At 72.4% G+C, this 14798-nt stretch carries 17 protein-coding genes; 9 read left to right on the forward strand and 8 right to left on the reverse strand.

Annotation, left to right across the window (positions count from 1 at the left end; translation table 11 throughout):
- Positions 1-126: 126 nt before the first annotated feature.
- Together ACP4J3_RS02775 and ACP4J3_RS02780 are read left to right on the forward strand one after the other, a co-directional pair.
- Complete coding sequence (locus tag ACP4J3_RS02775) at positions 127-837, forward strand: ThuA domain-containing protein (protein ID WP_426529952.1); 711 nt, start codon at positions 127-129, stop codon at positions 835-837.
- On the forward strand, positions 807-1922 hold the full coding sequence (locus ACP4J3_RS02780; protein ID WP_426529954.1) for a Gfo/Idh/MocA family protein: 1116 nt from the start codon (positions 807-809) through the stop codon (positions 1920-1922). The genes ACP4J3_RS02775 and ACP4J3_RS02780 overlap by 31 nt, the downstream gene beginning before the upstream one ends.
- Before the next feature lie 7 nt (positions 1923-1929).
- Here ACP4J3_RS02780 and ACP4J3_RS02785 read toward each other — a convergent pair whose 3' ends face one another.
- The gene (locus ACP4J3_RS02785; protein ID WP_426529956.1) at positions 1930-3405 is read right to left on the reverse strand and encodes a glutamate-cysteine ligase family protein; all 1476 of its coding nucleotides are present in this window, start codon (positions 3403-3405) and stop codon (positions 1930-1932) included.
- A gap of 208 nt (positions 3406-3613) precedes the next feature.
- Here ACP4J3_RS02785 and ACP4J3_RS02790 point away from each other — a divergent pair, with 208 nt between their 5' ends.
- Together ACP4J3_RS02790 and ACP4J3_RS02795 are read left to right on the forward strand one after the other, a co-directional pair.
- Positions 3614-4783 (forward strand): MFS transporter, encoded by a 1170-nt coding sequence (locus tag ACP4J3_RS02790; protein ID WP_426529958.1) that lies wholly within the window; start codon positions 3614-3616, stop codon positions 4781-4783.
- A gap of 53 nt (positions 4784-4836) precedes the next feature.
- A complete protein-coding gene (locus ACP4J3_RS02795; protein WP_426529960.1) occupies positions 4837-5583 on the forward strand; it encodes a maleylpyruvate isomerase family mycothiol-dependent enzyme in 747 nt (248 codons plus the stop codon).
- An 18-nt stretch (positions 5584-5601) separates the two neighbouring features.
- Here the strand turns inward: ACP4J3_RS02795 and ACP4J3_RS02800 are convergent, their stop codons facing one another.
- On the reverse strand, positions 5602-6012 hold the full coding sequence (locus ACP4J3_RS02800) for a MarR family winged helix-turn-helix transcriptional regulator (protein ID WP_426529962.1): 411 nt from the start codon (positions 6010-6012) through the stop codon (positions 5602-5604).
- Between the two features lie 87 nt (positions 6013-6099).
- Here ACP4J3_RS02800 and ACP4J3_RS02805 point away from each other — a divergent pair, with 87 nt between their 5' ends.
- Both ACP4J3_RS02805 and ACP4J3_RS02810 read left to right on the forward strand, forming a co-directional pair.
- On the forward strand, positions 6100-7593 hold the full coding sequence (locus ACP4J3_RS02805; RefSeq protein ID WP_426529964.1) for an MFS transporter: 1494 nt from the start codon (positions 6100-6102) through the stop codon (positions 7591-7593).
- A gap of 122 nt (positions 7594-7715) precedes the next feature.
- Positions 7716-8000, forward strand: coding sequence for a DUF6332 family protein (locus ACP4J3_RS02810; protein ID WP_426529966.1), 285 nt, complete (start codon positions 7716-7718; stop codon positions 7998-8000).
- On the opposite strand, the gene ACP4J3_RS02815 is transcribed toward ACP4J3_RS02810, so the two are convergent.
- The 4 genes from ACP4J3_RS02815 to ACP4J3_RS02830 are packed head-to-tail and all read right to left on the reverse strand — an operon-like array spanning position 7961 to position 10267.
- Positions 7961-8626 (reverse strand): response regulator, encoded by a 666-nt coding sequence (locus tag ACP4J3_RS02815; RefSeq protein ID WP_426529968.1) that lies wholly within the window; start codon positions 8624-8626, stop codon positions 7961-7963. The genes ACP4J3_RS02810 and ACP4J3_RS02815 overlap by 40 nt on opposite strands.
- Positions 8623-9867: a sensor histidine kinase gene (locus ACP4J3_RS02820; RefSeq protein ID WP_426529970.1), complete on the reverse strand. Its 1245-nt coding sequence runs from the start codon at positions 9865-9867 to the stop codon at positions 8623-8625. Before ACP4J3_RS02820 ends, ACP4J3_RS02815 begins: the two co-directional genes overlap by 4 nt.
- A 53-nt stretch (positions 9868-9920) precedes the next feature.
- Positions 9921-10043: a hypothetical protein gene (locus ACP4J3_RS02825; RefSeq protein WP_426529972.1), complete on the reverse strand. Its 123-nt coding sequence runs from the start codon at positions 10041-10043 to the stop codon at positions 9921-9923.
- Positions 10028-10267, reverse strand: a complete 240-nt coding sequence (locus tag ACP4J3_RS02830; protein WP_426529974.1) for an MMPL family transporter — start codon at positions 10265-10267, stop codon at positions 10028-10030. Before ACP4J3_RS02830 ends, ACP4J3_RS02825 begins: the two co-directional genes overlap by 16 nt.
- Before the next feature lie 17 nt (positions 10268-10284).
- Between ACP4J3_RS02830 and ACP4J3_RS02835 the strand changes: the two genes are divergently transcribed.
- Positions 10285-10866 (forward strand): AfsR/SARP family transcriptional regulator, encoded by a 582-nt coding sequence (locus ACP4J3_RS02835; RefSeq protein WP_426529976.1) that lies wholly within the window; start codon positions 10285-10287, stop codon positions 10864-10866.
- Here the strand turns inward: ACP4J3_RS02835 and ACP4J3_RS02840 are convergent.
- On the reverse strand, positions 10775-11479 hold the full coding sequence (locus ACP4J3_RS02840; RefSeq protein WP_426529978.1) for a TetR/AcrR family transcriptional regulator: 705 nt from the start codon (positions 11477-11479) through the stop codon (positions 10775-10777). The two genes, ACP4J3_RS02835 and ACP4J3_RS02840, sit on opposite strands and share 92 nt — an antisense overlap.
- A gap of 129 nt (positions 11480-11608) precedes the next feature.
- Between ACP4J3_RS02840 and ACP4J3_RS02845 the strand changes: the two genes are divergently transcribed.
- Entirely contained in the window at positions 11609-12058 is a 450-nt protein-coding gene (locus tag ACP4J3_RS02845; RefSeq protein WP_426529980.1) for a nitroreductase family deazaflavin-dependent oxidoreductase, read from the forward strand.
- On the opposite strand, the gene ACP4J3_RS02850 is transcribed toward ACP4J3_RS02845, so the two are convergent.
- Positions 12048-13286 carry a geranylgeranyl reductase family protein gene (locus ACP4J3_RS02850; protein WP_426529982.1) on the reverse strand — a complete coding sequence of 413 codons (1239 nt, stop codon included), beginning with the start codon at positions 13284-13286 and terminating at the stop codon, positions 12048-12050. The genes ACP4J3_RS02845 and ACP4J3_RS02850 overlap by 11 nt on opposite strands.
- 134 nt (positions 13287-13420) lie before the next feature.
- On the opposite strand from ACP4J3_RS02850, the gene ACP4J3_RS02855 reads away from it, so the two are divergent.
- On the forward strand, positions 13421-14776 hold the full coding sequence (locus tag ACP4J3_RS02855; protein WP_426529984.1) for a dipeptidase: 1356 nt from the start codon (positions 13421-13423) through the stop codon (positions 14774-14776).
- The last annotated feature ends 22 nt before the right edge of the window (positions 14777-14798 follow it).

Genomic DNA, 14798 nt, shown 5'->3' on the forward strand with positions numbered 1-14798 from the left:
CGGCGATGCGGCAATGCCCGACGACGTAGCCGGGCTGCGAAAGTTTCGCGTCGACTCTCGACTCTTTCCATCGCGCGAGCGACCGGCACATAGTGAGGTGACTGTGCCGGCCCACGAAGGGACGAGATGACGCGGAAGCAAGCCCTGGTGGTCCGAGGTGGTTGGGAGGGGCATCAGCCGGTCCGGGCCACGGAGTTGTTCCTGCCCTTCCTGCGCGCCAACGGATACGCCGTCAGGATCGAGGAGTCCACCGAGGTCTACGCCGACGCCGACGCGATGGCCGGCACCGATCTCGTCGTGCAGTGCGTCACGATGTCGCAGATCGGTGCCGAGCAGTTGGCGGGACTGAGCGCGGCGGTCGTGGCCGGCACCGGCTTCACCGGCTGGCACGGCGGCATCGCCGACTCCTTCCGGGCCTCCTCCGACTATCTCCATCTGGTGGGCGGGCAGTTCGCCACCCACCCGGGCAAGGAGCCCTGCGAGCGGCAGGGGGTTCAGGAGGACAACTACCTGACGCACACCGTCAACATCACGGAGTTGGGCCGCGACCACCCCATCACCGCCGGCGTCGAGGACTTCGAGCTGCACACCGAGCAGTACTGGGTGCTGCACGACGACCTGATCGACGTACTGGCCACCACCACCCACCCGACCCGGCCGTGGCAGCCCTGGCACCGCCCGGTCACCTGCCCGGCGGTCTGGACCCGGGAATGGGGCGCCGGGCGGGTGGTGGTGACGACGCCGGGCCACAGCCTCGACGTGCTGGAGAACCCCGCCGTCCGCACCATCATCGAAAGGGGCATGCTGTGGGCGACGCGCACCGCATCGGCGTCGTAGGACTCGGCGTCATCTCGCGCGCGTACCTGGACACGCTCGTGGGCCACCCTGCCGTACGCATCACTGCGGTCGCCGACCTCGACGCCTCCCGGTCGGCCGCGGTCGCCGCCGAGTTCCCGGGCGTCCGGGCGTTGTCCGTCGAGGAGTTGCTGAGCAGCCCGGACGTCGACACGGTGCTGAACCTCACGGTCCCCGCGGCCCACGCCGAGATCGCCCTGGGAGCCATCGGCCACGGCAAGAACGTCTACGGGGAGAAGCCGCTGACCGCCGGCCTCGCCGAGGCGCACGCCGTGCTGGAGGCCGCCGCGAAGGCGGGCGTCGGTGTGGGGTGTGCGCCGGACACGGTCCTGGGCACCGGCGTCCAGACGGCGCGTGCGGCCGTGGCGGCGGGGAGCATCGGGCGCCCCCAGTTCGCGTCGGCCGTGATGGTCACGCCAGGCCACGAACGCTGGCATCCCCACCCCGACTTCTACTACACGGACGGGGGCGGCCCGCTGCTGGACATGGGGCCGTACTACCTGGCGTCCCTGGTGCATCTGCTGGGTCCGGTGCGGGCCGTGACCGGGGCGGCCGGGCGGCTGCGCGCCGAGCGCGTCATCGGCTCCGGGCCGCGCACGGGCGAGCGGATACCGGTCGGGGTGGACACGCACGTCAGTGGGGTCCTCGAGCATGCCGACGGGACCCTGACGACGCTCACGACGAGCTTCGACGGCGTGGCCACGACCGCCGCGCCGATCGAGGTGCACGGCGAGACGGGCACACTCGCCGTGCCGGATCCGAACCGCTTCGACGGCGAGGTCCGGCTCTTCGAACTGGGCGCCGCCGAGTGGCGCACGCTCCCGGTCTCGGCGGGCTACGTCGACGGCGCCCGGGGCCTCGGCCTGCTCGACTTCGTCGCCGCCGACGGCCGGCGCCCGCCCCGCGCGAGCGGTGAACTCGCCCTGCACGTGCTGGAGACGATGAGCGCGCTGCTGCGCTCGGCCGCCGAGGGACGCCGTATCGAGCTGACGACGTCGGCGCAGCCTCCTGTCGCCGTGCCGCTGACAGCGGCCGGGAAGTGGCGGGCGGACGCGGCCCTCCGGTGACCTCGGGTCAGTCCACGGGCCACGTGTGCGCGGCCGCGTTCAGATGCATGTAGTCCATATAGGTCCTGGTCATCCGCCGCAGCGCGTCCCGCCGGTCGGCGCCGGCCTTCTCCAGGTGGTGGACCGTGTCCACCTGCCACAGGGCGCCGTTGCGGGCGCTGACACAGCGCTGCTCGATGATGCCGAGCAGCGGCTCGCGCCAGGCCGCGTCCAGGCCGGCCAGCTCCAGGCCGCGGTGGGCCAGGGGCAGCAGGCGCCGCAGCACCAGTTCGGTGGCCGGGACCTCGCCCATGCCGGGCCAGTACAGGCGGGCGTCGATGCCGTCGCGGGCGGCGGTGTGGAGGTTCTCCTCGGCCACCGAGAAGGACATCCGCGTCCAGACCGGCCGGTCGTCGTCGACCAGGGCGCGGGTGAGGCCGTAGTAGAGGGCGCCGTTGGCGATGGTGTCGGCCACGGTGGGGCCGGCGGGCAGGACGCGGTTCTCGATGCGCAGGTGCGGTCCGCTGCCGGTGACGGCGTAGACGGGGCGGTTCCAGCGGTAGATCGTGCCGTTGTGGAGGGTCAGCTCGCCCAGTTGCGGGACGCCGCCGGTGTCGTGCGTGCGCCGCGGGTCCTCGTCGTCGCACAGCGGGAGCAGGGCCGGGTAGTACCGCACGTTCTCCTCGAAGAGATCGAAGACGCTGGTGATCCAGCGCTCGCCGAACCACACCCGGGGCCGTACGCCCTGGGCCTTGATCTCCACGGGGCGGGTGTCGGTGGCCTGCTCGAACAGGGGGATACGGGTCTCGCGCCACAGCTCCCGGCCGAAGAGGTACGGCGAGTTCGCCGCGAGGGCGATCTGCACACCGGCGATCGCCTGCGCCGCGTTCCAGTAGTCCGCGAAGTCCCTCGGTGAGACCTGGAGGTGGTACTGGGTGCTGGTGCAGGCGGCCTCGGGGGTGATGGTGTCGGCGTACGTCGACAGCCGCTCGACGCCGTCCACCGTGATCCGCAGGTCCTCGCCCCGGGCCGCGAAGATCTGCTCGTTGAGCAGCCGGTACCGCGGATCGCCGGACAGGGCGGTCTCCCCCACGTCCGACTCCCCGAGGGTGGGCAGAATCCCGATCATGATCAGGTGCGCGCCCACGGCCGAGGCGCGTTCCTCGGCGTGGTTGAGCGCGTCGCGGATGGCCTGCTCCCAGGCTCCGGGGCCGCCGGTCGTCAGCTCTCTCGGCGGGATGTTGATCTCCAGGTTGAAGCGGCCCAGCTCGCTCGACCAGGCGGGGTCGGCGATGGCCTGGAGAACCTCGGTGTTGCGCATCGCCGGCAGCCCGTCGCCGTCCACCAGGTTGAGCTCGATCTCCAGCCCGACCTTGGGCCGCTCGCTCTCGAAGGTCGACTCGCGCAGCATCTGGGCGAGCACGTCGAGGCAGGTGTGCATCTTCTCCCGGTACCGACGGCGGTCCTCCCGCGTGAACACCAGGGCCGGCACGTCACGTCCCATCGTGCCCTCCCGAGTTCCCTCGGCGGATACCTCTCGTCTCAGCGTCGCACTTCGGACGGATCCCGGACAGTCGGCCAACGGAGGTGATCCGGCCGCGGGGTACGAGACGCTTCGCGCTCTCCCCCGCCGACCGCCCCTTGCCCCCTCCCCCGCACCCACCTAGCCTGACTTTGTGCCGCAAATAAACAAAGCCCGATCGCACAACGCCGTGCCGGGCACCCGCACCGACCTCAGCCGCCTCCGCGCCACCCTGACCACCTTCTTCGCCCTGGACGGCTTCCTCTTCGCCGGCTGGGTCGTGCGCATCCCCGCCGTCAAGGAGCAGACCGGCGCCTCCGCCAGCGCCCTCGGGCTGGCCCTGCTCGGTGTCTCCGCGGGTGCCGTCGTCACGATGATGCTCACCGGCCGCCTGTGCCGCCGCTACGGCAGCCACCCCGTCACCGTGGTCTGCGGCATCCTGCTCTCCCTGAGCGTCGCCCTGCCGCCGCTCACCCACTCGGCGCTCGCCCTCGGTGGCGTGCTGCTGATCTTCGGCAGTGCGTACGGCGGGATCAACGTCGCGTTCAACAGCGCCGCGGTCGATCTGGTGCACGCCGTGCGGCGCCCGATCATGCCCAGCTTCCACGCCGCCTTCAGTCTCGGCGGCATGACCGGCGCCGGACTGGGCGCACTCGTCGCCGGCTCCCTGTCCCCCACGCGGCACCTGCTCGGCCTCACCGTGATCGGGCTGCTCGTCACCGTCGTAGCGGGCCGCGTCCTGCTGCGCATCCCGCCGCCGGCACCGCCCAAGGACGCGCGGCAGTCGACGTCCGCGCCGCGCCGACCGGGCACCCGCGCCCGTCCGCTCGTGATCACCTTCGGTCTGATCGCCCTGTGCACGGCCTACGGGGAGGGCGCCCTGGCCGACTGGAGCGCACTGCACCTGAAGCAGGACCTCGGCACCACGCCGGGCGTGGCCGCCGCCGGTTACTCCTGCTTCGCGCTCGCCATGACCATCGGCCGCCTCACCGGCACCCGGCTGCTCGAACGCCTGGGCCAGACGCGCACCTTGGTGGCGGGCGGGGCGACGGCCGCGGCCGGCATGCTGCTGGGCGCGCTCGCTCCGGCCCTGTGGGCCGCGCTCGCCGGCTTCGTGATCGCCGGGCTCGGCCTGGCCAACCTCTTCCCGGTCGCCGTCGAACGCGCCGGTGCGCTCTCCGGCCCCGAGGGCGTGGCGACCGCCTCCACGCTCGGCTACGGGGGCATGCTCCTCGGACCGCCCGCCATCGGCTTCATGGCCGACTGGTTCTCCCTGCCCATCGCCCTCACCAGTGTCGCGGCGCTGGCGGCCACGGCAGCCGTGGTCGGACTCTTCGTCGGGCGTGCGGCGGAGCGCTGAGCGGCCGGTGAGGTGCTCGCCCTCGACCGCGCTCGATGCTGCACACTCACCCCATGGAGATACCTGAATACGTTCGAGCCCTGGAGCGTGCGGGCCAGCTGCTCGCCGCGGCCGCAGAGGAGGCCGGGGCCGACGCCAAGGTGCCGACCTGCCCGGGCTGGCAGGTGCGGGATCTGGTGCGGCACACGGGGATGGTGCATCGCTGGGCGGCGGCCTTCGTGGCCGAGGGGCACACCTCCTACCACCCTGACGGCGGGCTGCCCGACCTCGACGGGGCGGAACTGTTCGCCTGGTTCCGCGAGGGCCACCGGCACCTCGTCGACACGCTCGCCGGCGCCCCCGCGGACGTACAGTGCTGGCACTTCCTGCCCGCCCCGTCGCCTCTCACGTTCTGGGCGCGCAGGCAGGCGCACGAGACGGCCGTGCACCGCTTCGACGCGGAGTCGGCGCGCGGCGGCACACCGAGCGAGATCGACCGCGGCTTCGCGACGGACGGCATCGACGAGTTGCTGCGCGGCATGCACGCCCGGCCCAAGAGCCGGGTGCGCAGCGCCGAACCCCGGGTGCTGCGGGTGCGGGCGACGGACACGGACGACGCCGTGTGGACCGTACGGCTGTCGCAGGAGCCGCCGGTGACCGAGCGAGGCGCTGCGGCCGCGGCTCAGGCCGACTGCGAGATCGCCGGGCCGGCCGACCGGCTGTATCTGTCGCTGTGGAACCGGCTGCCCTTCCCGCAGGTGACCGGCGACGCCTCCGTCGCCGCGCTGTGGCGGGAGAACTCCGCCATCACCTGGAGCTGAACCCGGCCCGTACGCCGGTCAGTTCGCCAGCATCCTCGTCAGCACCGCGCGCTGCACGGGCAGCACCTCGCCGTGCAGCGCGCGCCCCTTGGCGGTGAGGGCCACCTCCACGCCGCGCCGGTCCTGCGGACACATCAGGCGCTGGACCAGGCCGTCCTTCTCCAGCCGGGCGATCAGCCGCGACAGCGCGCTCTGGCTGAGGTGCACCCGCTCGGAGATCTCCTGCACCCGGAACGACGAGCCGCGCTTCGAGCCCGCCGCGCGGCCTCGCCCCGAGCCCTCGGCCAGGACGTCCAGAACCTCGAAGTCGCTTGCGCACAGGCCGTGTTGGTGCAGCGCGCGGTCGAGTTCGCACTGCGTGCGCGCGTGCAGCGCCAGCATGTCCCGCCATTGGTCCACGAGGGCCTGCTCGGCCTTCTTCGCCGCCATGGGGCGCACCGTAGCAGAAGGCCACCCTTTATTGCATCCACATTAAATGCACTTGCATCACATGCATGCGCATGTAGTCTCCTCGGCATGACCTCTCCGCTCAACTCCTCCGCGGCACCGTCCACGGCGGACCGCTGGACGCCCCGGCTGTGGGGCACCCTGCTGGTGCTGTGCGCCGCGATGTTCCTGGACGCGCTGGACGTGTCGATGGTCGGTGTCGCCCTGCCGTCCATCGGCGCCGACCTGGGCCTGTCCACCTCGACGCTGCAATGGATCGTCAGCGGCTACATCCTGGGCTACGGCGGCCTGCTGCTGCTCGGCGGCCGCACCGCCGACCTGCTGGGCCGGCGCCGGGTCTTCCTGGTGGCGCTGGCCGTGTTCGCGCTCGCCTCGCTGCTCGGCGGGCTCGTCGACTCGGGCCCGCTGCTGATCGCCAGCCGCTTCGTCAAGGGCCTGGCCGCGGCCTTCACCGCGCCCGCCGGCCTGTCCATCATCACCACGACCTTCGCCGAGGGCCCGGTGCGCAACCGCGCGCTGTCGATCTACACCACCTGCGGCGCCGCCGGCTACTCGATGGGCCTGGTCTTCTCCGGACTGCTCACCGAGGCCAGTTGGCGCCTGACCATGCTGCTGCCCGCGCCGATCGCGTTGATCGCCCTGGCCGTCGGCATGAAGCTGCTGCCGCGCAGCGAGCGCCAGCGGACGGACGGCGGTTACGACATCCCCGGCGCCGTCCTCGGCACCGCGTCGATGCTGCTGCTGGTGTTCACCGTCGTCCAGGCGCCCGAGGTGGGCTGGGGCTCGGCCCGCACGATCCTGTCCTTCGTCGCCGTGATCGCCCTGCTGACGGCGTTCGTCCGCGTCGAGCGACGCAGCCCGAGCCCGCTGATCCGGCTGGGGGTGCTGCGCTCCGGGGCCCAGGTGCGGGCACAGCTCGGCGCGTTGACGTTCGTCGGCAGCTACATCAGCTTCCAGTTCCTCGTCACGCTGTACATGCAGCAGCTTCTGGGCTGGTCGGCCCTGCACACCGCGCTGGCGTTCCTGCCGGCGGGTGCGCTCGTGGCGCTGTCGGCGACGAAGGTCGGTGCGGTCATCGACCGGTTCGGCACGGCGCGGCTGATCGTGATCGGCTTCGCCTCGTTGGTCCTCGGCTACCTCCTGTTCCTGCGCATCGACCTCGACCCGGTCTACGCGGTGGTCATCCTGCCCACCATGCTGCTGGCCGGCGTGGGCTTCGCGCTGACCTTCCCCTCGCTCAACGTCCAGGCCACCAACGGCGTCGACGAGCACGAACAGGGCATGGTCTCGGGCCTGCTCAACACCTCGGTCCAGGTGGGCGGCGCGCTGTTCCTGGCCGTGGTGACGGCGGTCCTGACCGCGAACGCGCCCGAGGAGCCCGCGTCCGAGCAGGCGGTCCTGGACAGCTACCTGCCCGCCCTGGTCGTGATCACCGTGATCGCGGTCGCGGGCCTGCTGATCGCCCTCACCGGCCTGCGCCCCCGGCGCAGCCGGCGGACCGTCGTGGTCGCCAAGTCCACCGCGAGGGAGGCGGAAGCGGAGCGCGTGGCGGTCCGCGACTAGGGCGTGTGTCGGATGTCGGGGCGCAGGCGGGACATCCGACACACGCCCCAGGGAGGACGCCTCGCATGTGCGCCCGGCGGAGCGGCTTGCTCCGCCGGGCGTACCCCTGTTTGACTCGAGGGATGGAGAATCACGGGGGACGGCGCGACCAGGCCCAGCGGGACGCGATCACCGTCGAGATCGGGTACGCGCTGTGCAGTGCCGCGTTCGCGGCGGCGGTGCTGTTCGGGGCGGTCGCCGGGCCGGCGTATGTCTTCGATGTGTCGGACGGTACGCGCGGCGCCCTCGTCGGCGTGGGCGCCACGGTCGCCGTCGTGGTGTTCTTCGCCCGGGTCGTCAGCGTCCTGATGCGGTTCCGGCAGGGCTCTCAGCCCAGCCAGCCCGGCCGCACCAACCCCGACTCGTAGGCCAGCACCACCAGTTGGGCCCGGTCCCGCGCGCCGAGCTTCACCATCGTGCGGCTGACGTGGGTCTTCGCGGTGAGCGGGCTGACCACCAGGCGGCGGGCGATCTCCTCGTTGGACAGGCCGATGCCGACCAGCGCCATGACCTCCCGCTCGCGCTCGGTGAGTTCGGCGAGGGCGTCGGCGGCCGCCGGCTCCTTGGAGCGCGCGGCGAACTCGGCGATCAGCCGCCGGGTCACTCCCGGGGAGAGCAGCGCGTCGCCCTCGACCACGGCCCGTACCGCGCGCAGGAGTTCCTCCGGCTCGGTGTCCTTGACCAGGAAGCCGGAGGCGCCCGAGCGGATGGCCTCGAAGACGTACTCGTCGAGTTCGAAGGTGGTGAGCATGACCACCTTCACACCCTTCAGAGAATCGTCCTCGGTGATCCGGCGGGTCGCGGCGAGGCCGTCGAGGAGCGGCATGCGGATGTCCATCAGGACGACGTCGGGCCGCAGTTCGCGCACCTTGCGCAGCGCCTCCTCGCCGTCGGCGGCCTCCCCGGCCACCTCGATGTCGGGCTGCGCGCCGAGCAGCGCCCGGAAGCCGGCCCGCACCAGTGACTGATCGTCGGCGAGCAGTACGCGGATCACCGGTCCTCCTTGACCTCGGCGGCGGTCTTCAACGGCAGTACGGCGAGCACCCGGAAGCCGCCGTCGTCCCGCGGGCCCGCCTCGATCGTGCCACCCAGCGCGGCCGCCCGCTCCCGCATTCCGGCGAGTCCGTTGCCGCTGCCGCCCGCGTCGGCGCCGGTCGCCGGACCGTCGTCGTCGATACGCAACCGTAGCGTCGCACCGTCGCCGTGATCGAGGTGCACGCGCGCGTGCCGCGACTCCGAGTGGCGTACGACATTGGTGAGGGCCTCCTGGACGATCCGGAAGGCCGCGAGGTCCGTGCCGGGCGGCAGGCGGGGCGGCTCGCCCTCGACCTCGACGGTGAGGCCCGCGCTCGCGGCCTGCTCCACCAGTTCGGGCAGCCGGTCGAGACCGGGGGCCGGGGCGCGGGGCGCGTCGCCGGGGGTGCGCAGCGTGTCGAGGACCTGGCGCACCTCGCCGAGCGCCTCCTTGCTCTTGGCCTTGATGGTGGTGAGCGCCGTGCGCGCCTGCTCGGGGTCGGTGTCCAGCAGCGCCAGGCCGACGCCCGCCTGCACATTGATCACGGAGATGCTGTGCGCGAGGACGTCGTGCAGTTCGCGGGCGATCCGCAGCCGCTCCTCGTCGGCCCGCCGCCGCGCCGCCAGCGCCCGCTCGGCCCCCTCCTTCGCCCACTGCTCGCGCCGCGTTTTCGCCAGCTCCGAGACCGCCACGATCGCCGCCACCCAGGCGGCGATCACACCCTCCTGCCCCCAGGGAGCGGCCGGGTCACCGGACGGCGGCAGCCACCGGTACAGCCAGTGCGCCACCAGGGCGTGCCCGATCCAGAGCACCGCGACCGCCGCCCACGCCGCCTTGCGGTGTCCCAGGACGATGGCGTTGAAGCAGGCCAGCGCGACGGCCAGGAAGACCGGCCCGTACGGATATCCGGCGCCCAGGTAGACCGTGGCGGCCACCGACGTCCCGAAGGCGACGGCCACCGGATACCGCTTGCGCCACAGCAGCAGCGCCCCCGCCACGAACAGCAAGGCGCGTGCGAAGGGATCGAGGGGCGCCCGGTCGTCCATCTGACCCTCGGCCGCGAAGTTCGAGCCGGCCATCACGAAGGCCGTGATCAGCAGGGTGGAGCGCCAGGGCCAGCGGGGGGCGTGCTCGTCGTCGGCCCACCGGTACCACCCCGGTGGACCGTGCCGCCACCACATCTGCGGACCGCCGCCGCGGTGCGCCTGCTGCTCATCCATGTCCGCCACGCTAGACGCGACGGCCACCGGGCGGCGTCACCCGCGCGTGATGATCACACATACTCCCGGCGAAGTACGTCCGCCGTCCCGGGCTCCCTGATCCGCAGCCCGCGCAGCCGCCGCGACGCCCACCAGTTCGCGCGCCCGGCGAGCCGCATCGTCACCGGAAGCAGCACGACCCGGATGAGGGTGGCGTCGACGAGGATCTCGTCAGGGCCGTGCCGATGCCGAGTTCCTTGAGGAAGACGACGCCCGAGGTGGCGTACGGCAGGAAGGACAGCGCGAGGATCCCGGCCGCGGCGGTGATCAGGGGCGCGCTGCGCCGGATGCCCGCGCCGACCGCCCGCTCGGTGTCCCCGGTGCGCTCGTGCTCCTCCTTGATGCGGGCCGGCAGGAACACTCGCAGTACGGCGCCTGGTGGACGCGGCGCCGGCCGCACGGGGCGCCGGAGAGGTGCGGCGCGTGGTCGAACTGGCCAGGCGTACCGAGGAGTTGTGGCGCGGCGCGTTCGCCGAGGGCTGCGGGCGCCGTATCTGGAGGCGGAGCGTCTGCGGTGGGCGGAGAAGCGGCTCACCGTGCTGGAGGCGCTGCTGGAGGGCGAGATCAGGCTCGGCCGGTCCTTCGAGTACGTCGATGAATTCGAGTACGTCGATGAACTCGTCCGCCTGGTCGCGCACCCCCCTGCGCGATCGCCTCGTCGAGCTGCTGATGCCGGCCCTGTGCCGCACCTGCCGCACCGGCCGCCCGACGGACGCGCTGACCGCGTACGAGTCGGCCCGGCGGCGCCTCGCCGACGCCCCGGGCGCGGACCCGGGACCCGCGCAGCGCTGCCCGCACACCCGGATCCTGCGCCAGGACCCGGAACTGCCGCCGTCGCCGGTGCCCGTGCCCTATGGCCGGCACGGTCCTACCGCTCGCCGTCCACCAGGCCCACGCCGTGCGCGAGCCGGACCACCGCGTGCCGGAAGAACGGCTCCCTGTCCTCCACGACCCGGTTGAACTGGCCGAACAGCTCGAACCCGACGAGCCCGAAGAGCTGCGCCCAGGCGGCGACGAGGGCGGCGACCGTCGCCGGGGGGAGGTCGGGGGCGAGATCGGCGGCCATTCGGTCGGCCTCGGGGGCCAGTTCGTCGGGCAAGGGCGGCAACTCGGTGAGGCCCTTGCCGTGGTGGGCGTCGCGGACGATGCCGATGAGGAGGAGGCCGACGCGGGAGGCGGGCGGGACGGTGGTGTCGGGGGCGGTGTAGCCGGGCACGGGCGAGCCGTAGATCAGCGCGTACTCGTGCGGATGCCGCAGCGCCCACTCCCGTACGGCCTGGGCCACCGCCGTCCAGCGCCGCACCGGCCCGGCGTCCGCGGCCTTGGCGTGCGCGGCCTCCGCACGCGCGCCGACGGCGTCGTAGGCATCGATGATGAGTGCGGTCAGCAGGTCGTCCCGGCTGGGGAAGTAGCGGTACAGCGCGGAGGAGACCATGCCGAGTTCACGGGCCACGGCGCGCAGCGAGAGCTTGGCGGCGCCCTCGGCGGCGAGTTGTCTGCGGGCCTCGTCCTTGATGGCCGCGGTGACTTCCATCCTGGCGCGGGCGCGGGCGCCCAGTGGCGTGCTGCTCATGTGTGGCAGTCTCCCACGAAAGTCAGAGCAGTGCACACAATCGAGAGCACTGCTCTTGCTTTGGGTCGGCAGCGTCGTGCACACTGCTCTCAAGCGAGAGCACCGCTCTCTCAATCTCTGGGGGTCACCATGTCGTCGCCGTACTACCTCAAGGGCAGCCCGCTCAACGTCCGCCTCAACAGCGTCATCGGCTGGCTGGCCCGGCACGGGCTCAGCATCGCGGGCACGGAGGAGCTGTCCGTGCGCGGACGCAAGAGCGGCAAGATGCAGCGCATCCCGGTCAATCCGCACAGCCATGACGGCGTGCAGTACCTGGTCTCGGCGCGCGGCCACTCCCAGTGGGTGCGCAACATGCGCGCCACCGGGGGCGGGGAACTGCGGGTCGGGCGCAAGGTGCGTGAGTTCTCCGCGGTGGAGCTTCCCGACGAGGAGAAGCTCCCGGTCCTGCGGACCTATCTGGAGAAGTGGGGCTGGGAGGTCAACCAGTACTTCCAGGGGGTCACCGCGAAGTCCTCCGACGAGGAGATCGTCGCGGCGGCCCCGGACCACCCCGTCTTCCGGATCACCGTCAAGAGGTGACCTCGCCGCCCTCGGCCGCCGGGCGGCGGTCCAGCGCGGTCAGCGCGCGGTGGGCCATCGGGTGGGTGCGGACGATCTCGGCCAGGGAGGTGGAGCCGCGGGTGATGTCCATGAACGCCTTCCAGGCCGGCCGGAAACCGGTCAGCGCCGCGTGGAAGAGGCCGGGACGGCGCTCGAACACCGTCAGCAGGCGCTTGCCCACGCTCATCTCGACGCCGAGCCCCGCCTTCACCGCGAAGGCGTAGTTCAGAGCCTGGCGCCGGGTGTCCACCGCGTCGTGCGCCTCGGCGATCCGCACCGCCCACTCCCCCGCGAGCCGCCCCGACCGCAGCGCGAACGAGATGCCCTCGCGCGTCCAGGGCTCCAGCAGCCCCGCCGCGTCCCCGCACACCAGCACCCGCCCGCGCGACAGCGGCGAGTCGTCGGCGCGGCAGCGGGTCAGATGGCCGGAGGAGATGCTCGGCTCGAACCCGGCGAGCCCGAGCCGCCCGATGAACTCCTCCAAGTACCGCTTGGTGGCGGCCCCTTCGCCGCGCGCCGAGATCACACCGACCGTGAGCGTGTCCCCCTTGGGGAACACCCAGCCGTAACTGCCGGGAATCGGGCCCCAGTCGATGAGGACCCGCCCCTTCCAGTCCTCGGCGACGGTCTGAGGCACCGGGATCTCCGCCTCCAGGCCGAGGTCCACCTGGTCGAGCTTCACCCCGACATGGGCCCCTATCCGGCTGGCGCTGCCGTCCGCGCCGACCACGGCCCGCGCGAGCAGCGTCTCGCCGCCCTGCAGGACGACGGCGACGCTGCGCCGGTCCGGCACCGCCGAGCCGTGCTGCTCGACGCGCTGCACGGTGACGCCCGTGCGCAGCTCGGCGCCCGCCTTCTGCGCGTGCTCGACGAGCTGCTGGTCGAACTCAGGCCGGTTGATGAGCCCAAACAGCATCTGCTTGGAGCGGCGGGTCCGGGTGAAGCGGCCGTTGCTGGAGAACGTCACCGCGTGCACCCGGTCCCGGAAGGGCAGCTCGAAGCCGGGCGGGAGCGAGTCGCGCGAGGGGCCGATGATGCCGCCGCCGCACGTCTTGTAGCGCGGCAGCTCCGCCTTCTCCAGCACCAGCACGCGCCGTCCGGCGACCGCCGCCGCGTACGCGGCCGAGGCCCCTGCGGGTCCCGCGCCCACCACGACGACGTCCCACACCTGCCGTACGTCGTCCGCCGAAGAGTTCTCGCTGCTCACGATGGTCTACTGCTCCCGATCAAGCCGCCGCCTGCTGCTGTCCCCCCGCATCCTACGGCGGGCATCGTCGCAGGCTGCTGTGGGAGGATCACACCACTCATACGTACAACGTCGCACCCACAAGGAGCGTGCCCATGTCGTCGAATCCGGTCGCCGAGACCGTCGCCTCGCTGACGCCCAGGGCGCGGGCGGAGCTCGCCGAGCTGGTGGCCTTCAAGTCGGTGGCGGACTTCGACCAGTTCCCGAAGAGCGAGAGCGAGGACGCCGCCCGCTGGGTCGTCGACGCGCTCACCGCCGAGGGCTTCGAGGACGTGGCCCTGCTGGACACCCCCGACGGCACGCAGTCGGTCTACGGCCACCTGCGCGGACCCGAGGGCGCGAAGACGGTCCTGCTGTACGCCCACTACGACGTGCAGCCCCCGCTGGACGAGGCCGCGTGGAGCACCCCGCCCTTCGAACTGACCGAGCGCGACGGCCGCTGGTACGGGCGCGGCGCCGCCGACTGCAAGGGCGGCGTGATCATGCACCTGCTCGCCCTGCGCGCGCTGAAGGCGAACGGTGGCATACCGGTCCACGTGAAGGTGATCGTCGAGGGCTCGGAGGAGATGGGCACGGGCGGCCTGGAGCGGTACGCCGAGGAGCACCCGGACCTGCTGGAGGCCGACACCATCGTGATCGGCGACGCGGGCAACTTCCGTGTCGGGCTGCCGACGGTGACCTCGACGCTGCGCGGTATGACCATGGTGCGCGTGCAGATCGACACGCTCGAGGGCAACCTGCACTCCGGCCAGTTCGGCGGGGCCGCGCCGGACGCGCTCGGCGCGCTGATCCGCGTACTGGACTCGCTGCGCGCGGAGGACGGTTCGACGACGGTGGACGGCCTGACCGGCGAGTCGTCGTGGGAGGGGCTGCAGTACGACGACGACCAGTTCCGCAAGGACGCCAAGGTCCTCGACGGCGTCGAGCTGATCGGCTCGGGCACGGTCGCCGACCGCATCTGGGCGCGCCCGGCCGTCACGGTGCTCGGCATCGACTGCCCGCCGGTCGTCGGCGCCACCCCGTCCGTGCAGGCGAGCGCGCGGGCGCTGATCAGCCTGCGGGTGCCGCCGGGTGTGGACGCGGCCGAGGCGACCAAGCTGCTCCAGGCCCATCTGGAGACGCACACGCCGTGGGGCGCCCGGGTGCGCACCGAGCAGGTCGGCCAGGGCCAGCCGTTCCGCGCCGACACCGGCAGCCCGGCGTACCAGGCGATGGCGGACGCGATGGCGGTGGCCTACCCCGGCCAGGAGATGCAGTACGCCGGCCAGGGCGGCTCGATCCCCCTGTGCAACACCCTCGCCGCGCTCTACCCCCACGCGGAGATCCTCCTCATCGGCCTGAGCGAGCCGGAGGCCCAGATCCACGCCGTGAACGAGAGCGTGTCCCCGCGGGAACTGGAGCGCCTTTCGGTCGCCGAGGCACTGTTCCTGCGCAACTACGCGGCGAGTTGAGCGCGCGGGCGCCAAGGACGAC

This window comes from Streptomyces sp. UG1 (assembly GCF_049974585.1).
GTDB lineage: Bacteria > Actinomycetota > Actinomycetes > Streptomycetales > Streptomycetaceae > Streptomyces.